The sequence below is a fragment of the Micromonospora sp. WMMD1219 genome, from assembly GCF_049315215.1.
GTDB lineage: Bacteria > Actinomycetota > Actinomycetes > Mycobacteriales > Micromonosporaceae > Micromonospora > Micromonospora tulbaghiae.
The window spans coordinates 1312031-1337956 of sequence record NZ_CP186057.1 but is presented as its reverse complement, the minus strand read 5'-3'; the positions used below and the strand labels follow the sequence as shown (position 1 = coordinate 1337956).

Annotated in this window: 22 protein-coding genes; 10 read left to right on the top strand and 12 right to left on the bottom strand. The window is 72.6% G+C overall.

Going from position 1 to position 25926, the window contains the following annotated elements; genetic code table 11:
• The first annotated feature begins 114 nt into the window (after positions 1-114).
• Both ACN27C_RS06345 and ACN27C_RS06340 read left to right on the top strand, forming a co-directional pair.
• Positions 115-3528 carry an SseB family protein gene (locus ACN27C_RS06345; protein ID WP_422750700.1) on the top strand — a complete coding sequence of 1138 codons (3414 nt, stop codon included), beginning with the start codon at positions 115-117 and terminating at the stop codon, positions 3526-3528.
• Positions 3525-3890: a hypothetical protein gene (locus ACN27C_RS06340; protein WP_121684991.1), complete on the top strand. Its 366-nt coding sequence runs from the start codon at positions 3525-3527 to the stop codon at positions 3888-3890. Before ACN27C_RS06345 ends, ACN27C_RS06340 begins: the two co-directional genes overlap by 4 nt.
• Before the next feature lies 1 nt (position 3891).
• On the opposite strand, the gene ACN27C_RS06335 is transcribed toward ACN27C_RS06340, so the two are convergent.
• From ACN27C_RS06335 to acs, 7 genes are all read right to left on the bottom strand, one after another.
• Complete coding sequence (locus ACN27C_RS06335) at positions 3892-4824, bottom strand: alpha/beta fold hydrolase (protein ID WP_120572059.1); 933 nt, start codon at positions 4822-4824, stop codon at positions 3892-3894.
• A 126-nt stretch (positions 4825-4950) separates the two neighbouring features.
• Positions 4951-6279, bottom strand: coding sequence for a phosphatase PAP2 family protein (locus tag ACN27C_RS06330; RefSeq protein ID WP_422750699.1), 1329 nt, complete (start codon positions 6277-6279; stop codon positions 4951-4953).
• A 110-nt stretch (positions 6280-6389) separates the two neighbouring features.
• The gene (locus ACN27C_RS06325) at positions 6390-7226 is read right to left on the bottom strand and encodes a helix-turn-helix transcriptional regulator (RefSeq protein ID WP_358191776.1); all 837 of its coding nucleotides are present in this window, start codon (positions 7224-7226) and stop codon (positions 6390-6392) included.
• A 187-nt stretch (positions 7227-7413) separates the two neighbouring features.
• Positions 7414-7809: a hypothetical protein gene (locus tag ACN27C_RS06320; RefSeq protein ID WP_422750698.1), complete on the bottom strand. Its 396-nt coding sequence runs from the start codon at positions 7807-7809 to the stop codon at positions 7414-7416.
• A gap of 179 nt (positions 7810-7988) precedes the next feature.
• Positions 7989-10415 carry an immune inhibitor A domain-containing protein gene (locus ACN27C_RS06315; RefSeq protein ID WP_422751584.1) on the bottom strand — a complete coding sequence of 809 codons (2427 nt, stop codon included), beginning with the start codon at positions 10413-10415 and terminating at the stop codon, positions 7989-7991.
• Positions 10416-10771: 356 nt separating this feature from the next.
• Complete coding sequence (locus ACN27C_RS06310) at positions 10772-13555, bottom strand: immune inhibitor A domain-containing protein (RefSeq protein WP_233585896.1); 2784 nt, start codon at positions 13553-13555, stop codon at positions 10772-10774.
• A gap of 231 nt (positions 13556-13786) precedes the next feature.
• Entirely contained in the window at positions 13787-15775 is a 1989-nt protein-coding gene (gene acs, locus ACN27C_RS06305; protein WP_120572055.1) for an acetate--CoA ligase, read from the bottom strand.
• A 201-nt stretch (positions 15776-15976) separates the two neighbouring features.
• Between acs and ACN27C_RS06300 the strand changes: the two genes are divergently transcribed.
• A complete protein-coding gene (locus tag ACN27C_RS06300) occupies positions 15977-16723 on the top strand; it encodes an oxidoreductase (protein WP_358171086.1) in 747 nt (248 codons plus the stop codon).
• Positions 16724-16799: 76 nt separating this feature from the next.
• Here ACN27C_RS06300 and ACN27C_RS06295 read toward each other — a convergent pair whose 3' ends face one another.
• The 3 genes from ACN27C_RS06295 to ACN27C_RS06285 all read right to left on the bottom strand — a co-directional run bounded on the left by ACN27C_RS06295 (position 16800) and on the right by ACN27C_RS06285 (position 19647).
• Positions 16800-17606 carry an HAD family hydrolase gene (locus ACN27C_RS06295; protein WP_120572053.1) on the bottom strand — a complete coding sequence of 269 codons (807 nt, stop codon included), beginning with the start codon at positions 17604-17606 and terminating at the stop codon, positions 16800-16802.
• 334 nt (positions 17607-17940) lie between these two features.
• Positions 17941-18909: a phosphotransferase enzyme family protein gene (locus ACN27C_RS06290; RefSeq protein ID WP_422750697.1), complete on the bottom strand. Its 969-nt coding sequence runs from the start codon at positions 18907-18909 to the stop codon at positions 17941-17943.
• 42 nt (positions 18910-18951) lie between these two features.
• Positions 18952-19647, bottom strand: a complete 696-nt coding sequence (locus ACN27C_RS06285) for a hypothetical protein (RefSeq protein ID WP_421499443.1) — start codon at positions 19645-19647, stop codon at positions 18952-18954.
• Positions 19648-19893: 246 nt separating this feature from the next.
• Here ACN27C_RS06285 and ssd point away from each other — a divergent pair, with 246 nt between their 5' ends.
• The 7 genes from ssd (at position 19894) to ACN27C_RS06250 (ending at position 24911) form a co-directional block, all read left to right on the top strand.
• Positions 19894-20997, top strand: a complete 1104-nt coding sequence (gene ssd, locus ACN27C_RS06280) for a septum site-determining protein Ssd (protein WP_091416099.1) — start codon at positions 19894-19896, stop codon at positions 20995-20997.
• Positions 20994-22196, top strand: a complete 1203-nt coding sequence (locus ACN27C_RS06275) for a TadA family conjugal transfer-associated ATPase (RefSeq protein ID WP_358191783.1) — start codon at positions 20994-20996, stop codon at positions 22194-22196. The genes ssd and ACN27C_RS06275 overlap by 4 nt, the downstream gene beginning before the upstream one ends.
• Positions 22193-23101 carry a hypothetical protein gene (locus ACN27C_RS06270; RefSeq protein ID WP_422751583.1) on the top strand — a complete coding sequence of 303 codons (909 nt, stop codon included), beginning with the start codon at positions 22193-22195 and terminating at the stop codon, positions 23099-23101. Before ACN27C_RS06275 ends, ACN27C_RS06270 begins: the two co-directional genes overlap by 4 nt.
• The gene (locus ACN27C_RS06265; protein WP_358191784.1) at positions 23101-23829 is read left to right on the top strand and encodes a type II secretion system F family protein; all 729 of its coding nucleotides are present in this window, start codon (positions 23101-23103) and stop codon (positions 23827-23829) included. Before ACN27C_RS06270 ends, ACN27C_RS06265 begins: the two co-directional genes overlap by 1 nt.
• 22 nt (positions 23830-23851) lie before the next feature.
• Complete coding sequence (locus ACN27C_RS06260; protein ID WP_013283643.1) at positions 23852-24019, top strand: DUF4244 domain-containing protein; 168 nt, start codon at positions 23852-23854, stop codon at positions 24017-24019.
• Between the two features lie 116 nt (positions 24020-24135).
• Positions 24136-24510: a TadE family type IV pilus minor pilin gene (locus tag ACN27C_RS06255; protein ID WP_422751582.1), complete on the top strand. Its 375-nt coding sequence runs from the start codon at positions 24136-24138 to the stop codon at positions 24508-24510.
• Between the two features lie 8 nt (positions 24511-24518).
• On the top strand, positions 24519-24911 hold the full coding sequence (locus ACN27C_RS06250) for an Rv3654c family TadE-like protein (RefSeq protein ID WP_422750696.1): 393 nt from the start codon (positions 24519-24521) through the stop codon (positions 24909-24911).
• Between the two features lie 54 nt (positions 24912-24965).
• On the opposite strand, the gene ACN27C_RS06245 is transcribed toward ACN27C_RS06250, so the two are convergent.
• Together ACN27C_RS06245 and ACN27C_RS06240 are read right to left on the bottom strand one after the other, a co-directional pair.
• Positions 24966-25544 carry a hypothetical protein gene (locus ACN27C_RS06245; RefSeq protein WP_358191786.1) on the bottom strand — a complete coding sequence of 193 codons (579 nt, stop codon included), beginning with the start codon at positions 25542-25544 and terminating at the stop codon, positions 24966-24968.
• 115 nt (positions 25545-25659) lie between these two features.
• Complete coding sequence (locus tag ACN27C_RS06240; RefSeq protein ID WP_013283647.1) at positions 25660-25866, bottom strand: hypothetical protein; 207 nt, start codon at positions 25864-25866, stop codon at positions 25660-25662.
• Positions 25867-25926: the final 60 nt, after the last annotated feature.

Sequence of the window (25926 nt, the reverse complement as noted above, 5' to 3'; positions counted from 1 at the left end):
TTATCGGCTCCCTGACGTCGAGGCCGACCGTCGATGGCCAGAAGTCCTGATCTTGTTGCCACCTTGTAGGTTGTAGGCGATGCCTGTGGCCTGTTCGCGGAAGGAGAGGTGGCCGTGACCGGATGGGAGCCGGCCACCGAGGCCGAGGTGGCGATGCGGGACGCGCTGCGCGCGCAGGACCAGCAGCAGTACTTCCGGGTGCTGACCCGTGTCGATCTCCTGCTTCCGGTCGCGAGCGGACCGACCGCCGGATGGGGCACCTGGACCTCCGGGGGGCGCACCCACGTGCTGGCCTTCACCTCCGTCGCCGCGCTGCGCGCGAGCCTCGGGGAGAACGCGGGGCCCACCCGCCGGGTCCCCTACCCGGATCTGGCCACCGGCTGGCCCAACCCCGAGTGGTGGCTCGCGGTCAATCCCGGCCTGCCGATCGAGGGCTACCTGCCCGCCTGGTACGTGGCTCAGCTGTCCCGGGGCGACGTCCGGCTGCCCGGCCGCACCATGGGTGCCCGCGCCCGGCTGGAACGCGTGGAGAACGCCACCCGGGGAGCCCGGAACGCGGTGCCCGAGGCGGCGCCCCGCCCGCCGGCCGTGCCCGTAGCGCCGGCCGCTGTCACGCCCGCCCCGGTGCCGCACGCCGCCGTCCCGCCGGCCGCGGTTCCGCCTCCCGTCGTGCCGCCACCCGCGGTGCCGCCACCGGCTGTTCCGCCACCCGCGATGCCGCCTCCGGTCGTGCCGCCGGTCGCCGGCGCGCCCGGCCGGGACGAGCGGCTGATGAAGACCGACGAGCCGCCCACGGTGCCGATGCGGGCCGCCTCGGTCCTCGGGCGGCGGCTGCCCACCGTGCCGCCCCGCCGCCGAGCGCCGGACAGCGACGTCCCGAGCCGGACCGCCCCCGGCGCCGAGCCGGACACGGACGCCCTCGACGGCTGGCTCACCGATCTGCGCCGCCGCCCCGACGAGCCGGACCCGTTCGCCACCGCCCCGGCGGCACCTGCCGACGAGCCACCGGCGGCCGCCGTCCCACCGCCGTCCCGCTCCTTCTTCGAACCCTCGTCCGGTGGCCGCTCGGCCCGGCGCCCGTCGCCGCTGGACCCGTCGCGCGGCGCCGGCGACCGGGCCACCCCGCCGACCCGGTTCGCCGGCGGGCAGCCGTTCCCGCGCCGACGGCCGCTGAACGAGCCGGTACGCGAGGGCCGGACCCACGCCTTCCCGAGCCGGACGGGCGAGCCGTCGCCAGCGCCTCGGTCGGAGGAGACGACCCAGGCGTTCCGGCCGACCCGCCCGACCGAGGACGCCACCGAGGCGCTGCCCCGGAGGCACGCCGGACCGGCCGCTGCGACGGACGCCGGATCCGCTGCCGCCGCCGGACCGGCCACTGCCGACGGATGGGGGGCCGCGCCGGGCGGCACCGAGGGCGAGACCACGCGGTGGGAGACGATCGACGAGCCGGTGGAGGAGCTGCCCCCGTCGATCGCCGAACCGGTCTCCGCGCCGCCCGCCGCACGCCGCGACTTCACACCCATCGTCATCGAGGGCACCGTCATCGAGGCCCGCGACCTGACCGCGCCCGCACCGCTCTGGTCCGCGCAGCAGACCGGTCCGGTGCGCGCGGAACCGGCCGAGGGCGCGGCCACGCCGTGGGCCGGCACCGACCCGACCATGCCGCTCTCCGCGGACCCGCCGGTCGCCGACGACACGGTGAACCTCGCCGAGCCGACGCCGGCACACACCGGGACCACCGGCACGACGGACCGGAGTACGCCGCGCGACGAGCCGGCCGTGCCGTTCGCGTCGTCGTCCGAGCCCACGACGTCGCCGTTCGAGTCGCCGTCCCCGGCAGGCGAGGCCACCGCGCCGCCGTTCACGCCGCCGGCCTCGGCCGAGCCGACTGTCTCGTTGTTCGACCGGGTGCCGGCCGAGCCGACCGTGCCGCCGGCCGGCCCGGGTGAGGCCGAGCCGACGGTGTCGCTCGCGTCGGAGTCCGAGCGCACGACATCGCTGTTCGAGTCGCCGTCCCCGGCAGGCGAGGCCACCGCGCCGCTGTTCACGCCGTCGGCCTCGGCCGAGCCGACTGTCTCGTTGTTCGACCGGATGTCGGCCGAGCCGACCGCTTCGCTCGCCGGGCCAGCCGAGGCCGAGCCGACGGTTTCGCTGTTCGCACCAGCGGCGTCAGCCGAGCCGACCGCGCCGCTCTCCGCCCCGACCGAGGCCGAGCCGACTGTCTCGCTGTTCGATCCGGCACCGGCTGAGCCGACCGTTTCGTTGTTCGATCCGGTGCCGTCCGAGTCGACGTCGTCGCTGTCCAACTCCGCACCGGACGACCCGACCGCGCCACTGACCAGCCCGGCATCGGCTGAGCCGACCGTCTCGCTGTCCGACTCCGTGCCGGCGGAGCAGCCGACCGTCTCCCTCTTCGCGCCGGCGACCGGCGACGAACCGGTCACCGCGCCGCTGTTCGCGCCCGGCGAGCCGACCGTGGCGCTGTCCACGCCGGCACCGGACACCGCGACCCCCGCCACGACAGCCGGTCCGCCGGCCGGTCACGGATCGAGCACCGCGGACCGGCCCGCCGAGTTCGTACCGGCGAACGACGTCGAGGAGGACCTGCTGGCCGCCGCGGGCAGCGGCAGCACCGACGGTTTCCTCACCACGCTGCTGCTGGCCCGGGTGCTGATGCCCGTCGCGCCCGACTCGGCCGCCGGCAGCCGGCCGGGTGACAGCGGCTTCGTCTGGCACGCCGATCAGGTCGACGGCGAGCGGTGCGTCTCGGTCTACACCTCGCCGGAACGCCTGGCCGAGCACACCGAGGGCCAGGTCGAGACGGTACGGGTCAAGTTCGTCCAGCTCATCCGCAGGTGGCCGGACGTGGCGTGGTCGTTCCGGGTCAACCCGGGCAGCCCGGTCGGCGCGACGTACCCGGGGGAGCAGGTCCTCGCGCTCGCCAACTGGGCGGCCGAGGTGGGCCTCGGCGACGACCCGGAGCCGGCCGCCGCGCCGCAGCCGGCGGAACGACAGCGCCCGGAGGCGCCCACGATCGCCGCGAACCGGCCGGTGACCATGCAGAAGGCGATCGCGGCGAGCCAGCTCGCGTACTACCTGGAGCGTGGTTACGACCGGGTCTCCGGATTCGTGCACCGGGCCGGGGAGCTGGCGCATCTGCGTACCCCGGCGGAGCTGTACCGCGCGCTCGGCCTCGGCCACCCGGGCTCGCCGTTCTCCCCGGACGACGAGGAGATCTACCTGCTGCGCTGGCCCGCCTACCGGCCGAGCCTCTACCGGATCCCGTACGGCGGTCCGAACGAGGCGGCGATGCGGGCGATGGAGGGCTGGGTGATCGAGCGGCCCCCGTTCCGCGGCAACGGCTTCGCGCCGGGGGAGAGCAGCGACGTGATCGCCGAGTTCAAGGTGGACAGCGCCCGGCTCCCGCACGGCGCCGAGCTGTGGCGGGTCGGCGCGGACGGCGACAGCAAGCTGGTCGCCGTCCTGGACACCGACGAGCTGCTGTGGCGGAAGGCGGGCGAGGCGTGAGCCGCGACGGCTACGTGGCCCGCTGGCGGGGCCGGGAATACCAGGCCAGCCCCGACGGCGACGACATCCGCCTCTACCAGCCCGGCCCCGGCGAGGGCTTCACCGAGGTACGCCCCGGCCGGTACGTCCGGGTGGTGCCGGCCGCCGAGGTCGACGATCTGGCGTACGTGCGGACCACGTGCACCTGGCAGGGGCAGCCGTTCATCGTGCTGGCCGAGCACGAGGGCTGGCTGCGGGTCGAGTACACCGGTGGGCGCTGGCCGGTGGCCGAGGCGATGGGGCTGGAGGCGTTCGACTTCGGCGTCTACCAGGGCTGGGCGCCCGCGGCCGAGGTGGCCGACCTGGGCGAGCAGCGGGTCTGAGTCAGGACTTCGCCCAGCGCAGGATCTCGCCGAGCACCACGTCCCGCGCCTCGACGTGCGGGAAGTGGCCCACGTCGTCGAGCAGCCGCCACTCATACGGGGCGGTGACGTAGCGGCCGGAGCCCTGGGCGGTACGGGGGAGCGAGGCCCGGTCGAGCGCGCCGTGCAGTTGCAGGGTCGGCGTGACCAGTGGCTTCTGCATCAGCTTCACGAAGCGGTAGCCGTGCAGCCGCAGCACCGAGCGGAACGCCCAGCGGTAGCCCTCCATCGCGCAGAAGGCGGCCTGCGGGATCTGCATCGCCACCCGGCAGCAGTGCGCGTAGTCGGCGAAGTCGGGGCCGGACACCCAGCGCGGGCCGCCCCACCGGCGCAGGATCTCCTCCACCTCGGCGGCGTCGTCCCGGGCCAGGACGTGCTCGTAGCGGGGGAGCTGGAACTTCAGCGTCGCGGTGGCCGAGGTGAACTGGCCGCGCGGGTCGGCGAAGATGGCCGCCCGCAGCCGTAGCGGGTGCGGCGCGCCGAGCACCACGAGCCGGCGGACCAGGGTCGGGTGGAAGGAGGCGGCGGTCCAGCCGATGAGCCCGCCCGCGCCGGTGCCGACGACGGTGGCCGACCGCTCACCGAGCGCGCGGATCAGGCCGGCGACGTCGGCGGCGAGCGTGTAGCCGTCGTACCCCCGGGGTGGCTTGTCGCTCGCACCGTAACCGCGCAGGTCGACCGCGACCGCGCGGAAGCCCGCGTCGGCGACCGCGGGCAGCATCTCGTGCCAGGCGTACCAGTATTCGGGGAAGCCGTGCAGGAAGAGCACCATCGGGCCGGTGCCCGCCTCGACGACGTGGAACCGGCTGCCGTTGGCGCCGACGAACCGGTGCGTCCACGGCCCTTCGGGCAGGACGCAGGACTCGTCGACGGGTCCGCCGCGCTGGTCGGTCATGGGGCACAGCCTAGGGCCGCCGGTCACCCACCGGCCCCGCAGGTGACCAGGATCAGGGATTTCTCCGGGAGGCCGGGACGGGCGACGCGGGCCGGCGAGGATCCTCGCCGGCCCGCGTGCCTGCCGTCAGCGGAGGTAGGTGCCGAACACCCGGTTCGCGACCGCGTCACCGGTGGCGAGCCCGGCGTCCGCGTCCCACCGGTAGTGCACACCGAGCCAGAGCCGGCTGAGCGCGTTCTCGTTGGCCGCGGCGGAGAAGGAGGTGAAGGTGCGCTGCACTCCCACCGCCTTCGGGTCCTCGGTGGTGGCGGTGAAGGTGACCGCGTCGGTGCCGTAGAACCGCTTCATGATGCCCGCCCAGGCCCCGGCGAACGTGGCGTGCCCGGAGACGTACGCCGGGAAGTTCGGCGAGAAGTGCGTTCCGTTGGCCGCCGTGGAGAGCGGCTGCCAGGACGGGTCGGGGGTGGTGCCGGAGTTGCTGTCGGTCTGCGGTTCCTCGATCGCGGTGTCGGGGCGCCACAGGTCGATGCCGGTCTCGTACTTGGCGTCCCAGGCGGCGATGGCGGCGTCGGCCATGGCCATGGCGACCAGGGCGAAGAGCTTGACGGTCGTGGTGCCCTTGGCCTTCGCGATGATCTGGGTGTGCGCGAAGAGCTGGCCCGGGGGCTTGTACGTGCCGTCCAGGTCGTTGGCCCAGAAGAAGGCCGCCTGGGTCTGGTCGGCGGTGCGGGTGGACCCGGTCGCCGCGCCGAGCCGCCGGACGTCGTTCACCTGGGCCGCATAGGCGGTGCTGGTGAGCATCGTGGCGATGTCCGGGAAGCCGCCCGGCAGCGAGGGCCGGAACTGCGACGACGAGGTCAGCGCGAACGGCTTCACCCGACCCCAGTTCGGGCTGGCCGCGCTGGTGCCCGCCTCGGTCGGACGCCATTGTCCGGCGGCGATGGTCGGGGTGTACGCGGTGTTGTTCGCCGAACCGTCGTTCACCCGCGCGTTGATCATGTTCTGTGCGGTGCCCTCGCCGACGCTGGTGCTCCAGCCCTCGGGCCCCGGCTCGCCGATCGGCGGGTAGACCCGTGAGCCCTGGTAGTCGGCGGTGAAGTCACGGCCGGGGAAGACCGACTGCAGCACCTTGAACGCCGCCCTGTCGATGTTCATGTCAACGTCGTAGCTGAAGTTCGGGGTTCGGTCGACCTTGGCCAGGTAGGTCGACCCGCCGGAGAGTGAGGCCGAGGCGTCGTACATGGCGAGGTGCATCATGGCCGCGGCGCGGGACAGGACGGTCGGCGGACCACCCACCGCCCGGTAGGTCTTCAACAGGACGTTGTTCCAGTAGATCGTGTGGTCGAACCCGGCCGGCACGGCGGCGGCCGGGGCCTGGACGGCCACCAGCCCGCCGACGAGCGCCACGGCGCTGAGCGCGAGTGCGGCGAGCCACCGCAGAGATGTCCTTCGCAAGGTGATCCTTCCCCGATGATCGATGGAACTTCCATCAACCTCCATCGATCATCAGGCGGCGGGGTGTCCCGGCGGCAGGGCAGAGCTGCCCCTGTCCGCAAGTTGCAAGATCAGATCCAGCCGCGCCGGACGGCTGCGATGCCGAGGCTCATCCGGTTGGTGGCGCCGAGCTGCTCCTCCAGCAGCTCGAAGTGCCGCCGGACCCAGCGGGTGCTCCGCCCCAGGCTCCGGGCGATCGAGTCGTCCTTGGCCCCGACCGCCGCCAGTCGCAGGATCTGGAGCTGGACCTCCGACGGGCGGTCGTCACCAGTGGACTCCCGAGCCTCCATCGGAAGCCCGTCGATCCAGGCCGCCTCGAAGAACTGGGTCGCGAGCCGCACCAGCTCCGGATGCCGGAGCAGCAGGCCCGACGGTCCGTCCGGTTGTGGCAGGGAGAGCAGTGTGACCCCGTCGGCGAGCTGCAGGGTGATCGTCAGGTGGGGCAGGACCCGGTGCCGGTGGGTCGATCGCGCGGCCTCCTCGACCGCCTGCCGGAAGGCCGGCTGCTCCAGTCGTGCCCGGGCGAGCACGCTGCGGTGGGCGGTGTCGCCGGGCCGTGGCACCGGGTGTTCGTGTGCCTGTGCGCCTGTCGTCCCGCCCTGCAGGAGGCGGCAGCCCGTCCCGTCCCGGGCGCACAGCCGGGCCGAGAGGCGGTGGAACTCCGTGGCGTCCGGCACGGTTTCGGCCGGGACGCCGGCGCCGGCCTCGCGGACGAGCCGGTGGGTCCACCCCTCCAGATCGGCGTGGGCCTCGGTGAGCTGCCGTTGGGCCCGCCGCAGGTCCTGCTGGCTGGCGGCGATGGATCGTCGCAGATCGTCGAGGAGTGGGCGCGTCGTTGCGGCGTCGGCCTCCGAGGCGCGCCCGGTCGTCGGATAGTCGGTGTCGTCGGCCAGCACTGTCGTGGACATGGTCGCCACCCCCGTGGACGGCGGGGGTGGACCGCCGGGCGCATGACGCGCGCCGGTCGTCTGTTACCCCCGTACCAGACATCCACGATCATGGTTGTCTTGCCGGGGGCGGTCAATCAGCCGTTCCGCCCTTGCCGCCCGGCCGCGTGTGTGCTTTCGGTGCGCATGCCGCTACCCCGGGTGACGTTCAGTCGATGATCCGCATCGGCACGCCCGGTCCGCAGTCGACCGAACGGTCCCGCGAGGTGAGCCGCAGCGTGACGAACTCGCCCTTGCGCAGCTCACCGGCGTCCGGGCCGTACACGGCGTATTCCTTGCCGTTCTCGTCCATCAACCCGTAGCAGGGCCCCGAACCGCCGCGGGTGATCCACCCGCCGACGACGCCGCCGGGCCGGTTGTCGGTCGGCTTCTTCGGCGGACCGGCCGGACGCCGCAGCGTCGGGAGTTCGGTGGCGGACAGCGGCGTGGGGCGGTCGGCCGGCGTGCCCGCGCCGCTCGCGGCCGGCGCGTCGGCTCCCGACGCGGGCGGCGTGGCAGGGCCGGGAGAGACGGGCGGGGCGGGCGGCTGGCGTTCGTCGGGCACTGATCCTCCGTTTCCGGCGCAGCCCGCGGTGGCGAGCAGCGCCGTGGCGAGGGCAGCCGGCAGGGCGGTACAGGGCGTCACCCGGATGGGACGCGGGCGGGGTCCTGGGGGTTCCCCGGAACGGGCGATGCCCGGGCGGTGAGCCCGCCCGGGCATCGCGTGGTGCGTCGATCCGTGGATCAGGAGATGCGGATCTTCATCGAGGTGCCGTTCTGCTCGACCACGCGGATCTTGACCCCGTTGTTCGGGACCTTGACGCCGTGGTTCGGCAGCTCCGGGAACCAGTACTGCTTGCTGTCGTCGAACAGCGGAGCAGCAGCCTGGCCGCGGATGTACTGCGGCTGGCTGTTGAGGTGCAGGGTGAACGAGTCCGCCTTCTTCAGGCTGAACGGCGCGTCGTACACCTGGACACGGGCCCGCCAGGGCTGGCCGGTCAGGTTGTAGATCGGCCGCGGGTGCGCGTCGATGTACAGGTTCCGCCCCTCACCCGGGTGACCGTTCGGATTGGTGGGCGACGCCGGAGCGGTGTTGTTGTCCGCCCAGCGCAGGTTCCAGTACGAAATCAGCAGACCCTCCTGGTACGCGTAGTGGTCCACGTAGTCCGGGCGGGTGTTCGCGTACCCGAAGAAGTACGGGCCGGTCTTGAGGTACTTGTCGTACGAGACGTACGACCGGTTGCCGGCGATGTAGTAGTTGTCGAACTTGCGGGTGTAGGTCTCCTCGGCGATGGTCCAGCCGTTGAGGGTCCAGCCGCTGGCACCGGTCTCGGCGCCGTCGGTGAGCACCGTCTGGCCGTCGGCCGTCACGGTGATCGCGTCACCGTAGAAACCGCCGTCCGAGACGCCGCCGTCCGTCTGGTAACGGAGCCGGAACTGCACGACGTTGCCGGCGACCGCGTCCATCGGGATGTTGATGTCGACCCACTGGTCGTCACTGGAGCCGTCCAGGGCGTAGCGCCCGGGGGAGATCTCCTTCAGCGCGTTGCCGTTGGCAGTGCCGGGGAGCGAGGTCCAGGTCTGGCCACCGTCGGTGGACGCCTCGAAGAAGAGGTAGTCGTAGTCCGCCTCGATGTTGTAACGACCCTTCATCGACAGCGCGGCACTGGTCTTCCCGGTGAGGTCGACGGTCCGCGTCATCGTGGTGTTCAGGTCGTCCGCGTTGCCCGAGAAGAACTGCTTCGTACCCTCGAACGGCTTGCCGTTCTGGAACGTGTACTCCCGCTGCGGCAGCACCACCACGACGCCCTGGGGCTTGGCGGAGTTGTACTCCTGCGGGCCGATCTCCATGGTGCGCTTCTGACCGGCGACGACCACCTCGTAGTCGAGCCAGCCGAGCTGGAGCTTGTTCCACGCGCCCAGGTCGCCACCGCGGTCACCGATGCCGGCGTCGTTCTTGGCGCCGAGCCGGCTCTGGGCCATCAGGGTCCAGTGCTCGTTGTTGTTGTCGGCGCTGGTGCCGGTGTTGTAGTCGTCCGGCAGACCGAGGTCGTGGCCGTACTCGTGGTAGAAGACGCTGCGGCCACCGTTCTCCGGCTGGATCGTGTAGTCACCGATCCAGACGCCGGTGTTGCCGATCTGGGTGCCGCCGGCCGGGAAGTTCTCCGGGCCGGTGTTGCCCTGGTCGCTGGCGAAGGCGTACCACCGGTGGCTCCAGATGGCGTCCTCACCCTGGTACGGGTCACCGTCGGCCTGGTCGCCGCCGGCGTGGACGATCTGGAAGTGGTCGATGTAGCCGTCCGGCTCGTTGAAGTCGCCGTCGCCGTCGAAGTCGTACCGGTCCCACTCGTCCATCGCCTTGACGTCCGCGGCGATCTCCGCGTCGGAGCGGCCCTGCGCCTTCTGGTCGGCGACCCACTGGTTGGCGGCGTCGCGGACCAGCGCCCAGGTGTTGTTGCAGACGTTCGAGGCGCATGGGTAGCCGTCGGAACGGCCGTAGCGGGCCTCGTTGTACCGGACCTTCACCCAGTTGGTGACCTCGCCGTCGACGCTGTACCGACCCGAGGACTGGGCCTCGTAGTACTGCTTCAGCGACTCGTCACCGGGGGCGGTGCCGAAGTACAGCTTCCGGTAGTGGTCGGCGCTGTAGTCGGCCTGCCACACGGTGGAGTTGTCCACCGCCCGGTTGGGCTGGGGGATCTGGTTGCGGAGCGGGCCGTCGAACCGGGTCGGGCCCGGGGTGTCCGGGTCGGTGTCCTGGTCCGGGTAGTTCGGGTGCCGCTCGTCGCCGAACTCCGCGAGGATGACGAAGATCTTGTCGGTCCGCTCGCGGGAGAGTTCGACGTACTGGTCCTTGGTCGGACCCTTGCCGCCCTTGGTGCTCTTGGCTGCCTTGCCCGCCGCGGGACCGGCGACAGCCTGCTCGCCGACCTTGACGACCTTGCTGCCGTTGATCTTCTGGGCCTTCGCCCTGCCGGACAGGACCTCGCTGAGGCCCTCCTGGCGCAGCGCGCGCCGCTTCTCCTCGAGCGGGTTGGGCAGGTCGTGCTCAGCCTGCGCAGGCTCGGCCACCGACGGGGCGGCGGCCGGCAGCTTCGGCGTCGGCGCGGCGCTGGCGGACGTGCCTGCCACCAGTCCCGTCGCGGTCAGCGAAAGCCCGAGCAGACCCACTGCGACTTTGCGCACGTGGTACCTCCGGTGTGAGGGAACCGGCCCAACTGGGGGTACGGGCCGGTGGAACGTCCCACTAGTGGGACCAAAGGTGAACATAGACACTGCTGCGACTGCTGGGAAGATGTGTGCGTCGATTTGTAGCAACTTTTTGTTGGGAATGCTTTTCACCGTCACACGTCGGCCGGCAACCAAGCCGTTGACCAGCGGCGATGTATGGATCACGCGGTGCAGTGACAGTCATGGATTAACCGGCTACGCGGAAGGGTCGGGAGCGCTCACGCTCCCGACCCTTCCCCCATCGAGCCTCTTCAGCTCATTTTCCGGTCATTCCGGTTCCGGTTTGAACGTACGGCTCAGCTCCGCGGCGGAACCACGTACACCTGGGCGTACGAGTTGTCCTTGGCGGCCCGCTTGATGATGATCGAGACGCCGTACTGGACGCCCGCGTCACCCGGGTTGCCGGTGCCGAGCACGATCGCCCCGCCACCCAGCGTCGAACCGTAGTAGTCGGTCGCCGGGGTGCCGTCCGGGTTCACCACCCGGGTCGTGTACTGCTGGTTGCCCCGCGACGGGATGACCACCGAGGCGTCGTTGTCCCGCGAGTACGCGGCGCCGTCTCGGATCTCGATGCCCGGGTACCAGCCCTTGGCGTCGGTGAAGCCACGCACCGGAGCCTGCGGGCCGAACTTCGTGCAGTACTCGCTGTACGGCTCGTCCGCCGCCTCCAGGCACTCCTTGAACGGGTACGTCGGCTTCAGGCCGAACGCGGCGTTGGAGGACTGCGGCCGGCTGGGCAGGTTCTTCAGCACCGACGGGTCCTTCTCGGCCGCGACGCCCTTGCGGCGCAGCGGGTCGTTGTGCGAGTCGACGATCAGCAGGCCGCCCTTGGCGCCGTAGCTGGGCAGCGCGGTCATCTGCGCGGTGACGTGGTTGACGTCGCCGAGCTGGGTGTCCCGGTACCAGACCAGCATGCCCGGTGCGTTGTACGCGATCCGGTCGACCTTCCAGGCCTCGTGCGAGTAGACGGTGTCGTAGGTGTACTTCAGGCCCTTGTCGAAGCCGTCGAAGTTACGCCACTCGGCCAGGTAGTAGTGCGACTTCACCTGGGTGCCCGAGTCGATGAACCAACCCGCGCCGCTGGTGTCGGTGAAGGTGCCGCCGGTCTGGGTCCAGCCCGCCGCGCCGCTCTCCACGTCGTCGCTCCAGGTGGTGGCGCCGCCGCCGGTCACCGAGAAGTCGTCGGCGAACCAGCCGCGCTCCTGGAACGCCTCGTCGGTGGCGTAGCGCAGCCGGACCTGCACGGTCTGCCCGGCGTACGACGACAGGTCGACGTAGTCGTGCCGCCAGCCGTTGGTGCTGCCGGTCAGGCCGTACTTCTTGTTGCCGAAGTCGACCATGCGGCCGTTCGGGTCGGCGTAGCCGTCGTTCGTGGAGACCAGCGCACCGCCCTCGGCGTACACCTTCTGCTCGCTCCAGGTGGCGCCGCCGTCGGTGGAGACCTCGACGAAGCCGTAGTCCCAGTCCGCCTCGATGACGTAGTTGTTCCACATCCAGAACTTCGCATCAGCGGCGTTCGGGACGGTCACCGTGCGGCTGAGCTTGATATCCGCCCAGGCCTGGTCGGCGCCGGAGTACCACATGTTCGAGCCGCTGTGCGGCGTGGCCAGTGAGATCACCTTGTCCGGCAGGTCGATCTTGATGCCGTCCTCGGTGCCGACCGGCGTACGCGAGGTCTGCCCGAGCTTGACCAGCTTGGCCCGGTCACCCGGCCCGAACGTCTTCGGCTCGGCCCAGCCCAGCACCCACTTGTCCCAGAGGCCCATGTGGGTCGGCAGCGCCTGGAAGATCTCGCCGGAGTGCGAGCCGGACGCCATCAGGTCCCAGAAGTCCACGTCCGAGTCGGCGTTGCCGGAGGTGTCGTACAGGTCCGGCAGGCCCAGGTCGTGCCCGAACTCGTGGGCGAAGACGCCGACGCCGGCGTCCTCCGGCTGCACGATGTAGTTCGACACCTTCAGGTTGGTGCCCGGGATCGTGTAGCCGCCGGTCACGGTCGAGGAGTGCGCCCAGACCGAGTAGATCCCGACGTCACCGCCACCGCGGGACTTGCCCTGGTTGGCGTGCACCAGCACCAGGTGGTCGATCACGCCGTCCGGCTCGTGGTAGTTGCCGTCGCCGTCGCGGTCGCTCTGGTCCTCGATGTCGTAGTCGGCCCACGGGAAGTTCGGGTCGGCCGCGGCCAGCGCGTCGATCGCGTCGGTGGCGAGCCGGCCGGCGCCCTGCGGGTTGTCCGGGTGGCCGTTCATCGACTGCTCACGCCCGGCGACCCAGTTGCCGTTCTCGTCCTGGAAGCAGCGCGAGGCGGCGTACCAGCCCTCCGAGTGCGGCACCGTGATCCACGGGCTGGCCTGCCCGTCCACGGTGTACGCGTTCTTGGACATCTCCAGGTACATGTTGTGCATGGTCCGCCCGGCGAGGCTGATGCCCGGCTTGCCGTCCGGCCCCTTCAGGTCCTTGCGGACCCGCTCGGTGATGCCCTTCTTGCTGTACAGCATCTTGTCGTAGTGGGCCGGGGAGAAGTCCGGCACCCACATCGAGTTGTTGTCCTTGTGCGGCAGCGTGGCCGGGTTCGGGATCGTGTTGTGCCGCGGCCCGTTCTGCACGGTGCCGGGAACGCAGGTGCGGTCCTCGAACACCGTCTTCGGGACCATCACGTCGGTGAAGTCGTCGTTGGCCTTGTCGTTGAACTCGACGAGCAGCGTCAGCAGCTTGGCGGTCTGCGTGCTCTTGGCCTTCTTGATCTTCCGAGGGCTCTGGCCGGTCCGGATGGACTTGGCCTCCAGCTTGGCCAGCTCGCGCGCCGCGATCGGGTTGCCCCCGGCGTACTTGCGGTCGTAGGCGCGGGCCTCGTCCGCCGGCGAGGAGAAGATGCCGTCGCGGCCCTTGACCTCCTTGCCGCCGGTGTCCGGCTGGACCTCGGGCTCGGCGTAGTTGATGTAGTGCTCGTCCGCCCCGATCGTGACCGGTGCGGACCGGGCCGGCTGAGCCGCCGCGCTGCCCGTCACGGTCAGCGACGTGGCCGCGAGCGCGATGGCGGGCAGTGCGACGAGTAAGCGTCGCCGTGCCCTGTGCTGCGACATGGGGAGCATGCCACTCCGTTCGTAGGGAATGGTGAGGGACCGGCCGTCTCAGTGACGCTCGTCGAAATCCGCCGGTGGGCTGAACGTAACCGACGACGAGCGACATCGACAGAGGTGATCAGGCCCTCTGGCCGATCAGGTCAGTCCCGGATCCCCCGATCGACGGCGCGGATCCCGGATACGACGAAGGGGCGGACCGCCCGGCGGCCCGCCCCTCGTCATCAGTCGACGTCAGTCCTCGTCGGACTTCCCGCCGCTCATCCCCGACGAGATCAACTCCATGACCGAGGAGTCCTGGAGCGTGGTCACGTCGCCGAGCGACCGGTTCTCCGCCACATCCCGCAGCAGCCGGCGCATGATCTTCCCGGAGCGGGTCTTCGGCAGCTCCGGCACCAGCATGATCTGCCGCGGCTTGGCGATCGGGCCGAGCGTCTTCGCCACGTGGTTGCGCAGCTCGGCGATGAGCTGCTCGCCCGCGTCACCCGAGATGTCCGCGCTGCCGCGCGGGATGGCGAACGCGACGATCGCCTGGCCGGTGGTCGGGTCGGTCGCGCCGACCACCGCCGCCTCCGCCACCGACGGGTGGCTCACCAGCGCCGACTCCACCTCGGTGGTGGAGATGTTGTGGCCGGACACCAGCATCACGTCGTCCACCCGGCCGAGCAGCCAGATGTGCCCGTCGTCGTCCTTCTTCGCGCCGTCACCGGCGAAGTAGACCCACTCGTCGCCGGTGTTCGCACCAGCGCCGAACCGGGACCAGTACGTCTCCAGGAACCGGTTGTCGTCGCCCCAGATCGTCCGCAGCATCGACGGCCACGGCTCCTTCAGCACCAGGTAACCGCCGCCGCCGTTGGGCACCGACTGGCCCTGGTCGTCGACCACGTCGGCGACGATGCCGGGCAGCGGGCTCATCGCCGAGCCGGGCTTCGCCTCGGTCACGCCGGGCAGGGGCGAGACCATGATGGCGCCGGTCTCGGTCTGCCACCAGGTGTCCACCACCGGCAGCTCGCCGCGGCCGACGTGCTGCCGGTACCAGATCCACGCCTCCGGGTTGATCGGCTCACCGACGCTGCCGAGCAGGCGCAGCGACGACAGGTCGTACCCGGCCGGGATGTCCTCGCCCCACTTCATCATGGTGCGGATCAGCGTCGGCGCGGTGTACAGGATGGTCACCTTGTACTTGTCGACGACCTCCCAGAACCGGCCCTTGTGCGGGGTGTCCGGCGTGCCCTCGTACATGACCTGTGTGGCGCCGTTGGAGAGCGGGCCGTACACGATGTAGGAGTGCCCGGTCACCCAGCCGATGTCGGCGGTGCACCAGTAGACGTCCGTCTCCGGCTTCAGGTCGAAGACCGCGTGCGTGGTGTACGACGTCTGGGTCAGGTAGCCGCCGGTGGTGTGCAGGATGCCCTTCGGCCGGGCGGTCGTGCCGCTGGTGTAGAGGATGAACAGCGGGTGCTCGGCGTCGAACGCCTGCGCCTCGTGCTCCGGCGACGCGGTCTCGACCGTCTCGTGCCACCAGTGGTCCTTGCCCGACCAGGCGACCTCCTCCCCGGTACGGCGGACCACCAGCACGTGCTCCACCGACGGGCACTTCGCCACCGCCTCGTCCACCGTCGGCTTGAGCGCCGACGGCTTGCCCCGGCGGAAGCCGCCGTCCGCGGTGATCACCACCTTGGCGCTGGCGTCCTGGATCCGGTTGGTCAGCGCGTCGGCGGAGAAGCCGCCGAACACCACGCTGTGCGTGGCGCCGATCCGGGCGCAGGCGAGCATCGCCACCGCCGCCTCCGGGATCATCGGCATGTAGATCGCCACCCGGTCACCGGCGGTCACGCCCAGCTCGGTCAGCGCGTTCGCCGCCTGACAGGTGAGCTTGTGCAGGTCGGCGTAGGTGACGGTACGGGTGTCGCCCGGCTCGCCCTCCCAGTGGATCGCCACCTTGTCGCCGTGGCCCGCCTCGACGTGCCGGTCCAGGCAGTTGTACGCCACGTTGAGCCGGCCCCCGGTGAACCACTTCGCGAACGGGGCGTTCGACCAGTCGAGCACCTGCTCCCACGGCTGGGCCCAGGCCAGCCGGCCGGCCTGGCGCTCCCAGAAGGCCAGCCGGTCCCCGGCCGCCTCCTCGTACGCCTCGGCGGTCACGTTGGCGTTCGCGGCGAGTTCAGCCGGCGGCGGGAACTGGCGCGTCTCGTTCAGCAAGTTGGCCAATGCCTCGCTCATGCGGTGACTCCTTCGTCGCGTGACCTGCGTCTCCTACTCCGGGGAAGGTTAGTCCCGCCGTACCCCCGTCGCGACCGCCCGCCCCCTCATCGCGCGCCGAGCGGCCCGGTCCCCGCGCCGAGTGCACCGCGCGACGCCGACGGCGTCACTTTCCCGGCGGGCGGAGGCGGATACCGGCCCGCCGGTCGCTAGCGTGACGGGGTGACCACCGATCCGCTCGCCCCGCTGCTCGCACTCGCCGACGTCGCCCCCGCCGTCGAGCGGGCCCGCGAGCGGGTCGACCTGGCCCACCGGCACCGCGCGCTGCGCCGCCAGGGCGGCCAGGTCGCCGCCGAGGTCAGTCTCCGCTCGGCAGTGGCCAGCGCCGCGCTGGAGGGCCGCGTCCACGACCGCGAGGAGGTACGCGCCGGGACCGTCACCGACCCGGTGCTCCAGGGCGCGCTCCGGGTCGCCGGGGCGCTGCCCGGACTGAGCGACCTCTGGCCCAAGGCACCCCGGCAGGTGATGGCCCGGCTGCACGTGCTCGCCGCCCGCGACGTGGTGACCGAGGAGGAACTGGGCCGGCCGGTCGCCGACCCGGTGGTCGCGGCCCGCCTCGACGGCCTGGCCGCCCTGGTCGCCGGCGGCACCAGGGTGCCACCGCTGGTGCTGGCCGCCGTCGTCCACGGCGAACTGCTGAACCTGCGCCCGTTCCCCGGCCCGTCCGGGGTGGTGGCCCGCGCCGCCGCCCGGCTGGTGCTGATCTCCACCGGGTTCGACCCCCGCGGGCTCGTCGCGGTGGACGTCGGTCACCGTGAGCGCGAGCCGGAGTACGTGGGCGCGGCCGGCGCGTTCGCCACCGGCACACCCGACGGCCTGCGCTCCTGGCTGCGGCACTACATGAGCGCGGTGGAGGTCGGCGCCGACCAGATCACGCTGATCGGCGACGAGATCCTCGCCGCGTCCTGACGGTTGCCGGCTGCCGCCGGGCCCGCCTGCGCGCTGTGCCTGGTGGCGGCCGTGCCGGACGCTGCGGTGCCTGCCGTCAGGCGGTGGGTGCGGCGGTGCGGGTACGGCGGTGCCGGCCGTACCAGGCGATGCCGATGGCCACGCCGACGCCCACGCCGAGCGCCGCCGCAGCGACCGGCACCGCCGGCCGCTCGCGCAGCCGGCGGCCCAGCGGGATCGGGTGCCGGAACTCCAGCACCGGCCACGCGTTCTCCACCGCCAGCTTGCGTAACGCCCGGTCCGGGTTGACCACCGTCGGATGCCCCACGCACTCCAGCAGCGGCCGATCGGAGTACGAGTCGGAGTACGCGTACGAGTCGGCCAGGTCGTAGTCCCGCTCAAGAGCCAGTTCGCTGACCGCCTCGACCTTGCTCGGACCGGCCGCGTAGAACTCGACCTCGCCGCTGTACCGCCCGTCCACCACGCCCATCCGGGTGGCGATCACGTCGGTGATCCCGAGCAGCTCACCGATCGGCCGGACCATCTCGTCACCGGACGCGGAGACCAGCACCACGTCCCGCCCGGCGGCCTGGTGCTCCTCGATCAGGGCGGCCGCCTCGGCGTACACATAGGGGTTGATCAGTTCGTGCAGCGTCTCCGCGACGATCTGGCGGACCTGTTCCACCGGCCAGCCCTTGCAGAGTGTGGCCAGGTAGTCCCGGGTGCGGGCCATGGTCTGCTCGTCGGTGCCGCCCAGCCGGAACATCAACTGCGCGTACGCCGACTTGACCACGTCACGCCGGGTGATCAGCCCGTCCCGGTAGAACGGCCGACCGAACGCCAGGGCGCTCGACTTGGCGATGACGGTCTTGTCGAGATCGAAGAAAGCGGCGCTGCGGCCCACGGCGCGAAAGTCTAGCCCGACGAGAGGCGCGGAGGCGTCCGCCCGGGTAGCGAAAGCCGATGAGCACCCGGTGGAGTGACGGCGGTCACAGGTATCTATCGATGAATTTAGCTTTGCGTGGAGTGAACAACACTCGACGTATAAGGGTCGACTGCGGCATGCTTGTCCTCGCGACGGGAGTTCGCATACCCGGCGTCGATGGGCCTCGGCGGTTGCACCCCCCGTAACCGCTGAGTCGGTTCGGCTCGACCCCCCCGGAGCCGAACCACAAGACGACCCCCGTCTCCCCCCGACGGGGGTCGTCCCTTTCCGGGACGAGCGTTCCGCGTCCGGCTCAGGGCGCGTATCCGGGGTCGGCGACCGCCTCGGCGATCCGGGTGAGCCAGTACAGGTCGTTGGCCCGAGCCTCCGCACTGGCCTCCGGACCGAGGATGCTGCCCAGAAACACGGCTACATCGTCGAGATGCCGCTCGCTGCGGTAATAACTCAGCAGGACCGGGTCCGGCTCCAGCGCCCCATAGCCCTCGCGGAAGAGCTCAGCCCGGCGCCCGTTGATCGGGTGGTCCCCGAAGTCGGCGCTGTAGACGAACATCAGGTCCCGCTCGCGCGGCGCGAGGATCGGCGCGTCCCAGTCCACGACGTGCAGGGGACCGTCGCCGTCGGCGATGAGGTTGCCCGGATGGATGTCGGCGTGGCAGATGACGTGCCGCCCCCGCGTCACGCGCGACGCCAGCTCGTCGACGGTCTCCGCCAGCCGGTGCAGCGCGGCGCCGTACCGGTCCCAGAAGGCGCCCAGAACCTCGCTCGACGCGGCCAGCCTGCCGAGGGTCCGCAACCGCTCGCCCGCGCTCGACCGGTACGTCTCGGCCGGCAGGACGGCGGCGACCTCGGCGCCCGGCGTGACCCGGTGCAGCCGGCCCAGGAACTCGCCGTACTCGATCCACTGGCGGTCGGTGAGGCCGCGACCCCACAGGCTGCCGCCGTCGTGGAACGGGTAGAGCAGTAGCCGATAATCCCCGAACCGACGTGCAACCCCGCCAGCGAGGCGGAGGTCCAGCGGCGCGACCACCTGCTGAAGGCCCTGCGCGCGCAGAAAACGGGGCAGCAGGACGGCGGCCGGGGTGAAGTCGCCGCGGCGTACCTTGAGGAAGTAGCGCCTGCCGTCGGACGTCTCCACCCGGTACGCCCACGCGTGCCCGTCGAGCCCGACCGGCATGAACGCCAGCTCGGTGACGTCCACCGACCAGGCGGTGGCAACCTCGGCCGCCAGCGTCCGCTCGTCGATGTCCGGCTTGTCGATCACCCGACGGAGCGTCGCAGCCGCCGGTCGGGCCCGGCAAGGGAGTTACCGGATCACCGCGCGCAGCGTCTGCCGGGCCGGCTCGAAGCACACCAGTCCGCGGCCCCGCTCGTCGGCCACCACCCACGGATGACCGACGTACGTCTGCTGCCGGTAGGACTGCCCGGGCCGGAGCACCGCGTACTGCTGCCGCCGGCCCTCGTAGTTGATCCAGTGGACCACGACTGTCGACCCGTGGTTGTTGACGAAGTCGACGAACGTCGACGGACCGCCGCCGTGCGAGCGCAGCCGCGATTCGCGCGAGGCCGGCAGTGGGGCCAGTTCCCCGGGTCCGACCACAGGCGGCTTGGACCGGGGGGTCGACGGCTTCGGTGAGGTCGACCAGCTGCTCGGGGTGGCGCGGCGGGTCGGTGCTGCGGTCCGGGTCGGCGCCACGGCGCGGTTGGAGAACGACACCGACGGCGGTGCGTAGGACTCGGCGGGTGCCTCCGTCACCAACTCCGCCCTCGTCGGGGACGCCAGGATCGCCTGGCCCTTGATCGGCGGCGGGAGGTCGGGGCGACGTGGCGTGGCGAAGACGCTGACGATGCTCGCCAGCACCACGACCACGAGGCCGACGGCGATCGCGGCGAGCAGTGTCGGCGACGGATCGCGTAGCCAGACCCCGTCTTCGGTCCTCCGGCCGGATCGCGAGTGGCGTCCATCCGAGCGGATCGCCAGGGGGTGCGGTGAATCGGTCATGGCCTCGATTCCGCAAGCCGGTGCCGTCCATCGGGCGGCGAAGGGCCCCGATTATCCGTTACCGATCATCCCTGTCGTCAATGGCCGATTGCCCACCCGTTGGCTCCGTCTCCGGCACATAGCAGATCAACCGGGTCCCCGAGGTCTGTCCACAACGGCCTCCGTTGTCCACAGGGCGCCGATTCCGCATCCCCCGGCCGCGCAGGCTCACCCCGGCACGTCCGAGTCCGACCGATGGAGGCCGCCATGCCGCCCCGCACCCCGCTCCCGCCGTACCGTCGCCTGCCCCTGCTCGTCACCTCCGACGGCGACCTGCTCGACGAGCTGTTGCGACTCGCGGCGGCCGGCGGCACCGAGGTCGAGCTGGCGGCCGATCCGGCCGCCGCCCGGGCCCGCTGGGCACCGGCGCCGCTGGTGCTCATCGGCGCCGACCAGGCGGCGGCCTGCCTGCGGGCGCGCCTTCCCCGCCGCGCCCGCACGGTCCTGGTCGGTCGCTCCGGAGAGCTCGATCCGGGTACGGAGTTGGCCGAACTCATCGGCGCGGAGCACGTCGCGACGTTGCCGGCGGCCGAGCCCTGGCTGGTCGACCGGTTCGCCGAGTGCGTGGCCGGTCCGGCCGGCCCGGGTCAGGGCCGGGTGGTGGCGGTGCTCGGCGGCCGGGGCGGCGCCGGAGCCAGCGTGCTGGCCGGTGGGCTCGCCGTCAGCGCGGCCCGGTCCCGGCTGCGGACGCTCCTGGTCGACGCGGACCCGCTCGGCGGCGGTCTCGACCTGGTGCTCGGCTGGGAGCAGCTCGACGGGCTGCGCTGGCCGGAGCTGGCCGGCACGGACGGGCGCGTCGATCCGCCGTCGCTGATCCGTGCGCTGCCCAGCCGAGGCGACCTGGTGGTGCTCTCCTGGGATCGGGGCGACCTGCGGCACCTGCCGGCCGAGGCGATGGCCGCCACAGTGGACGCCGGGCGGCGAGGGCGGGACCTGGTCGTACTCGACCTGCCCCGGCACCTCGACGACGCCGCGGTGGTCGCGCTCCAGGCCGCCGACCGCGCGCTGCTCGTCGTACCGGCCGAGCTGAGGGCGGCAGCCGCGGCGGCCCGGGTCGCGGCCGTGGCCGCGCCGCACTGCGTCGACCTGTCGGTCGTCGTGCGCGGTCCCGCGCCCGGCCGGCTGCGGGCGGCCGAGGTGTCCCGGGCGCTGGGGCTGCCACTCGCCGGCACGCTGCGACCCGAGCCGGGGCTGTGCCGCGGACTGGAGCGGGGCGAGGCACCGGGCGCGAGCGGGAAGGGGCCGCTCGCCGCGCTGTGCCAGCGGATCGTGGACGAGCTGGTCGGGTCGTCGGCCGCGGGTGCGGCATGACCGGCCCGGGGGAGCTGGCCGCCCGGGTCCGGCACCGGTTCGCCGCCGAGGCCACGCCGGTCACACCGGCGGCGATCGTCTCCGCGGTACGCGCCGAACCGGCGACGGCGGTGCTCGGTGACACCACGCTGCTGCGGATCGCCGACCGGGTGCACGACGACCTGGTCGGCGCCGGTCCACTGGCTCCTCTGCTCGCCGACCCGCAGGTCACCGACGTACTGGTGAACGGCGTTCGGGTCTGGGTCGACCGGGGGCGGGGACTACGTCAGGTCGCCGTGCCGCTGGGCACGCTCGACGACGTACGCCGGTTGGCGCAGCGCCTCACCGCGGCGGCCGGTCGCCGGCTCGACGACGCCTCGCCGTACGCCGACGCGCGGTTGCCCGACGGCACCCGGCTGCACGCCGTGCTGCCTCCGGTGGCGACCGACGGGCCCTACCTGTCGCTGCGTACCTTCCGGCAGCGGCCGTTCACCCTCGACGAACTCGTCGAGCGGGGCACAGTGCCCCGGCCGATCGCGCCGCTGCTCGCCGCCCTCGTGGCGGCCCGCCTCGCGTACCTGGTCAGCGGCGGCACGGGCTCGGGCAAGACGACGCTGCTCAACACGCTGCTCGGGCTGGTGCCCGGCACCGAGCGGATCGTGCTGGTGGAGGACGCCGCCGAGCTGCGTCCGGTGCACCCGCACGTGATCGGCCTGCAGGCGCGGACGGCGAACGTCGAGGGCGCCGGTGCCGTCGGGCTCGGCGATCTGGTCCGGCAGGCGCTGCGGATGCGGCCGGACCGGCTGGTCGTGGGTGAGTGCCGGGGCGCCGAGGTGGTCGACCTGCTCGCGGCGTTGAACACCGGCCACGACGGCGGGGCGGGAACGCTGCACGCGAACGCCCCGGCCGACGTTCCGGCCCGGCTGGAGGCACTCGGGATGCTCGGCGGCCTGCCCCGGCTCGCACTGCACGCGCAGGTCGCCGCCGCGTTGCAGGTCGTCCTGCAACTCCGCCGCACCGGCGAGGGGCGCGTACTGGACTCCATCGGCCTGCTGCTGCCCGACGGACCCGACCGGGTGGTCACAGTGGTCCCGGCCTGGGCGCGCGGCCGGGGTCTCGCCCCGGCGGCCCAGCTGCTCGCCGGCCTGCTGCGGGAGCGGGGAGCACCCGTGCCGCCGATCCTCCAGGCGGCGTGGCCCACCCCGGCGGCACCGTCGTGACCGGCCACCTCTGGCCGGCGGTCCTGCTCCTGGCCGCCGCGGCGATCGCCGTCGCCTGGCCGGTCCGGGCCGGTCGCGCCCGGCGCCTGGCGGTCCTGAGTGGTGCGGGCAGCCCGGGCGAGCGGGTGACGGGTGCGCGTCCAGCACCCCCGGAACCGCCACGACGTCCGCTCGACTCCGGGCCGAGGGCGTCCGCCCGTCCGCCCGGCCGGGACAGGGAACGGCGTCGACCGGGTGCCGGGCATCAGGTGAGGCGATGGACGGACCTCGTGTCGGTGCCGGTGACGTCCTCTCCGGCGTCGGCTCCCGCGCTGGCGCTCTCCGCCGGGCGTGTACTGCCGGTGGCGGCGCTGTGTGGTGCGGTGACCGGGGCGCTGCTCGGCGGTCCGGTGGCAGCCGTAGTGCTCGCCACCTACGCCGTGCTCGCGGCCCGGGCGGTGCTGCGCCGGCGTACCCACCGGTTGGCCACCCTCGCGCACCGCCGCGATCTCGACCACCTCGCCGCCGTGGCCGCCGACCTGCGGGCCGGGCTGCCCGCCGGCAACGGTGTCGACGACGGCCCGGGACGCGTCGCGCGGCTGGCCCGGGCCGCACGGAAGCTGGCCGACCAGACGGGTGCGCCGCTGGCCGATCTGCTGGAACGGATCGAGGCCGACGCCCGCGCCGCCGACCGGGGCCTCGCCGCTGCCGCCGCCCAGGCTGCCGGGGCGCGGGCGACCGCGTGGCTGCTCGCCGCGCTGCCGCTCGGCGGGATCGGTCTCGGCTACGGCATCGGGGTGGACCCGGTGGAGGTGCTCCTGCACACGCCGGTGGGTGCCGGCAGCGCCGTGGCGGCTGTGGTGTTGCAGGTCGGCGGGTTGCTCTGGGCCGAGCGGCTCGGCGTCACGCCCGGGCGGGCCGCCTGATGTCACGGCAGGTGCTGGCCGCCGTCTGTCTCGGCGGCGCCGCGTCGCTCCTGGTCGTCGCCGGTCCGGCCGTCCGCCCGGCACGGCGGCTGCGCCGTCTCGTCCCGGCGCCGCGACCGGGCCGCCCGGCGTGGTTCCCGGATCGGGTACGCCTCGGCGCAACGCTGGCCGGGATCGCGGTGGCGGTGGTCGTCGGCGGGGTGACGGGCGTATTCCTCGGGCTGCTGGCCGGTGTCGCCGCCGATCGTCTGCTGCGCCGGATCGAGCCGCGCGCAGCCCGGGAACGGCGGCTGCGGGAGACCGCCGACCTGCCGCTGGCAGCGGATCTGCTGGCCGCCGCGCTGCGGGCTGGGGCGCCGGTCGACCGCTCGGTGCTCGCCGTCGCCGAGGCGCTCGGCGGGCCACTCGCGGACCGGCTCGGCCGGGTCGGCCGGACGCTACGGCTCGGTGGCAGCCCCGGTGAAGCGTGGGCGCACCTGGACGGCGTCACCGGGGCCGAACCCGTGGTCGCGGCGGCGGTCCGCTCGTCGAACAGTGGTGCCGCACTGGCTCGCGCGCTGACCCGGCTGGCCGACGACCTGCGGGCCGAGCGGTCGACCGCGGCCGAGGCGGCGGCCCGCCGCGCGGGCGTGCTCATCGTGCTGCCGCTCGGGCTGTGCTTCCTGCCCGCCTTCATTCTCGCCGGTCTGGTGCCGGTGATCGTCGCTGTTCTCGGCGACGTGCTGTGAACCATCGAGAAGGGACGTACGAATGCGCAAGCTCCTCACCCGCCTGCGGGGTGACGCCGGCATGAACACCGCCGAGTACGCAGTGGGCACCCTCGCCGCGGTCGCCTTCGCCGGGATCCTGCTGAAGGTGCTCACCTCCGGCAACGTGCAGTCCGCGCTGACCGCCGTCATCGACCGGGCCCTGAAGTGATCGCGCGCCGGCGGGCCGGTCGTCGTGGTCGGTGGCTCCACGAACCAGCGGTCCCGTTCGACGTGTCGGCCGAGCCCGGTCTGATCCTGGGAGCGGCCGGCACCCGGGCCGGGACGGTGTGGCGCCGGTGGCGCTCGCGGGTCGCGTGCGAGCGGGGTTCCTTCACCGCCGAGTTGGCGGCCGGCCTGCCGGCGCTCATGCTGCTCCTCGTCGCCGGGCTGACCGCGGTGAACGCGGTGGGCACCCGGGTCGCGTGTGTCGACGCGGCCCGGGAGGCGGCTCTTGCCGCGGCCCGGGGCGAGCCCGGCACCATCACCGGAACCCGGTACGCCCCCGAGGGCGCCGAGGTGGCCGTGACGGTGACCGGTGATCGGGTCACGGCGACGGTCCGGGCGCCGGTCCGGACGCTCGGTGCGCGGCTGCCCCGCCTGGTCGTGTCGGGGGAGGCGGTGGCCGCCGTGGAACCCGGCGCGCCAGGGCCGGTGCCGTGAGAGCCGGCGTGCCCGGGGAGAGCGGGGAGAGCAGGAAGCCAGCCGGCGGTACGCCTCAGGGCGACCGGGGCGGCGCGACCGTCTGCCTGCTCGCGATCGGGTTGGTGTTCGTGCTGGTCGGGGTGTTCGGCGCCGCGCTCGGGGCGGCCCGGTGCGCGCGGCATCAGGCCCGCAACGCGGCGGACTTCGGAGCGCTGGCGGGTGCCGCCCAGGTGCTCGACGGCGCCGATGCCGCCTGTGCTCGCGCCGCCGAGCTGGTCTCGGCCAACGGCGGCCGGATGACCGGGTGTCGGGTCGACGGACTGGATCTGATCGTCACGGCACGGGTACGTGTCGCACCGCTGCCGGGCCTGACCCGGGACGCCGTCGCGACGTCCCGGGCCGGCCCGGCCCGGTCCTGACGGGCGGACGCCAGTGCCGGAACCGAGAGCCGGGCCGGGCCCGAGTGCCGCAGGTCAGCGGGACTGGAGGGCGTCCAGTCCGACCGCCATGGCGATCACCAGCCGGCGGTCGATCTGCGGGTGATGGATCTCCACGTTGTACCGGTCCCGCAGACCCCACTTCCGGTCGACCGAGAACACCGGCTGGCCGCCGGCCATGAAGTCGAAGTGGTACGGCAGCCAGGAGAGCGAGTCGACGAACCGGCGCAGCAGCGCGACCGGCAGGCTGCGCTCCTGCCCGGTGGCGGGCGGCAGGCCGGGCTGCTCCACGTGCCACGTCGAGCGCAGCAGCGACTGGGCGAAGTCCTTGCGGAACAGCCCGATGGGGTTGCCCGCGTGATCGGTCACGTCGTAGGTGGCGCCGAGGTCGAGCCGCTGACGGGCCTTGAAGCCGAGAAGGGGGTACTGCTTGGAGTCGTCGGTGTAGATGGTCACCTGCTCCTTGAAGGCGAGCCGCTTCTGCTGCGCGAACGCGAGCAGCCCACCCTCGGAGCCGTCGGGCGCCACCGAGTGCACCTCGTACTGGTTGACCATCATCCGGAGTCGCTGACGGATGATGAACCGGTGCTGGGCCTGCAGATTGTCGGGCGACATGGGCTCTCCTTCGAGGGGTCGCCGGAGTCTTGCACAGCGGGCCGACGACCGCTCGCCCGAGCGCACCCGCACAGCGCGACGTCGGCGCGCCGGGCGAGGCGCACGGTCAGCAAGATCAGCGGCCGCCGTCGACCGTGGCCTTCATCGCCCAGCTGTTCAGCACCTGATGGATGCCGCGCAGACGCTCGTTGATCTGCTCCAGCCGTTCCGCCTGGGCGAGCGTGGCCATCGCGGTGCCCAGCGCTATCTGCTGGTCGGGCGTGAGGTTTTCCTGGTCGATGGTGTAGAGCAGCTCGACGGTCTCGGCGATCGTGTCGGCCACGGCGGCACCTCCGGCGGGACGGGTCTCGGGTCACCTGCGCGCTACCGGAAATGATGCATG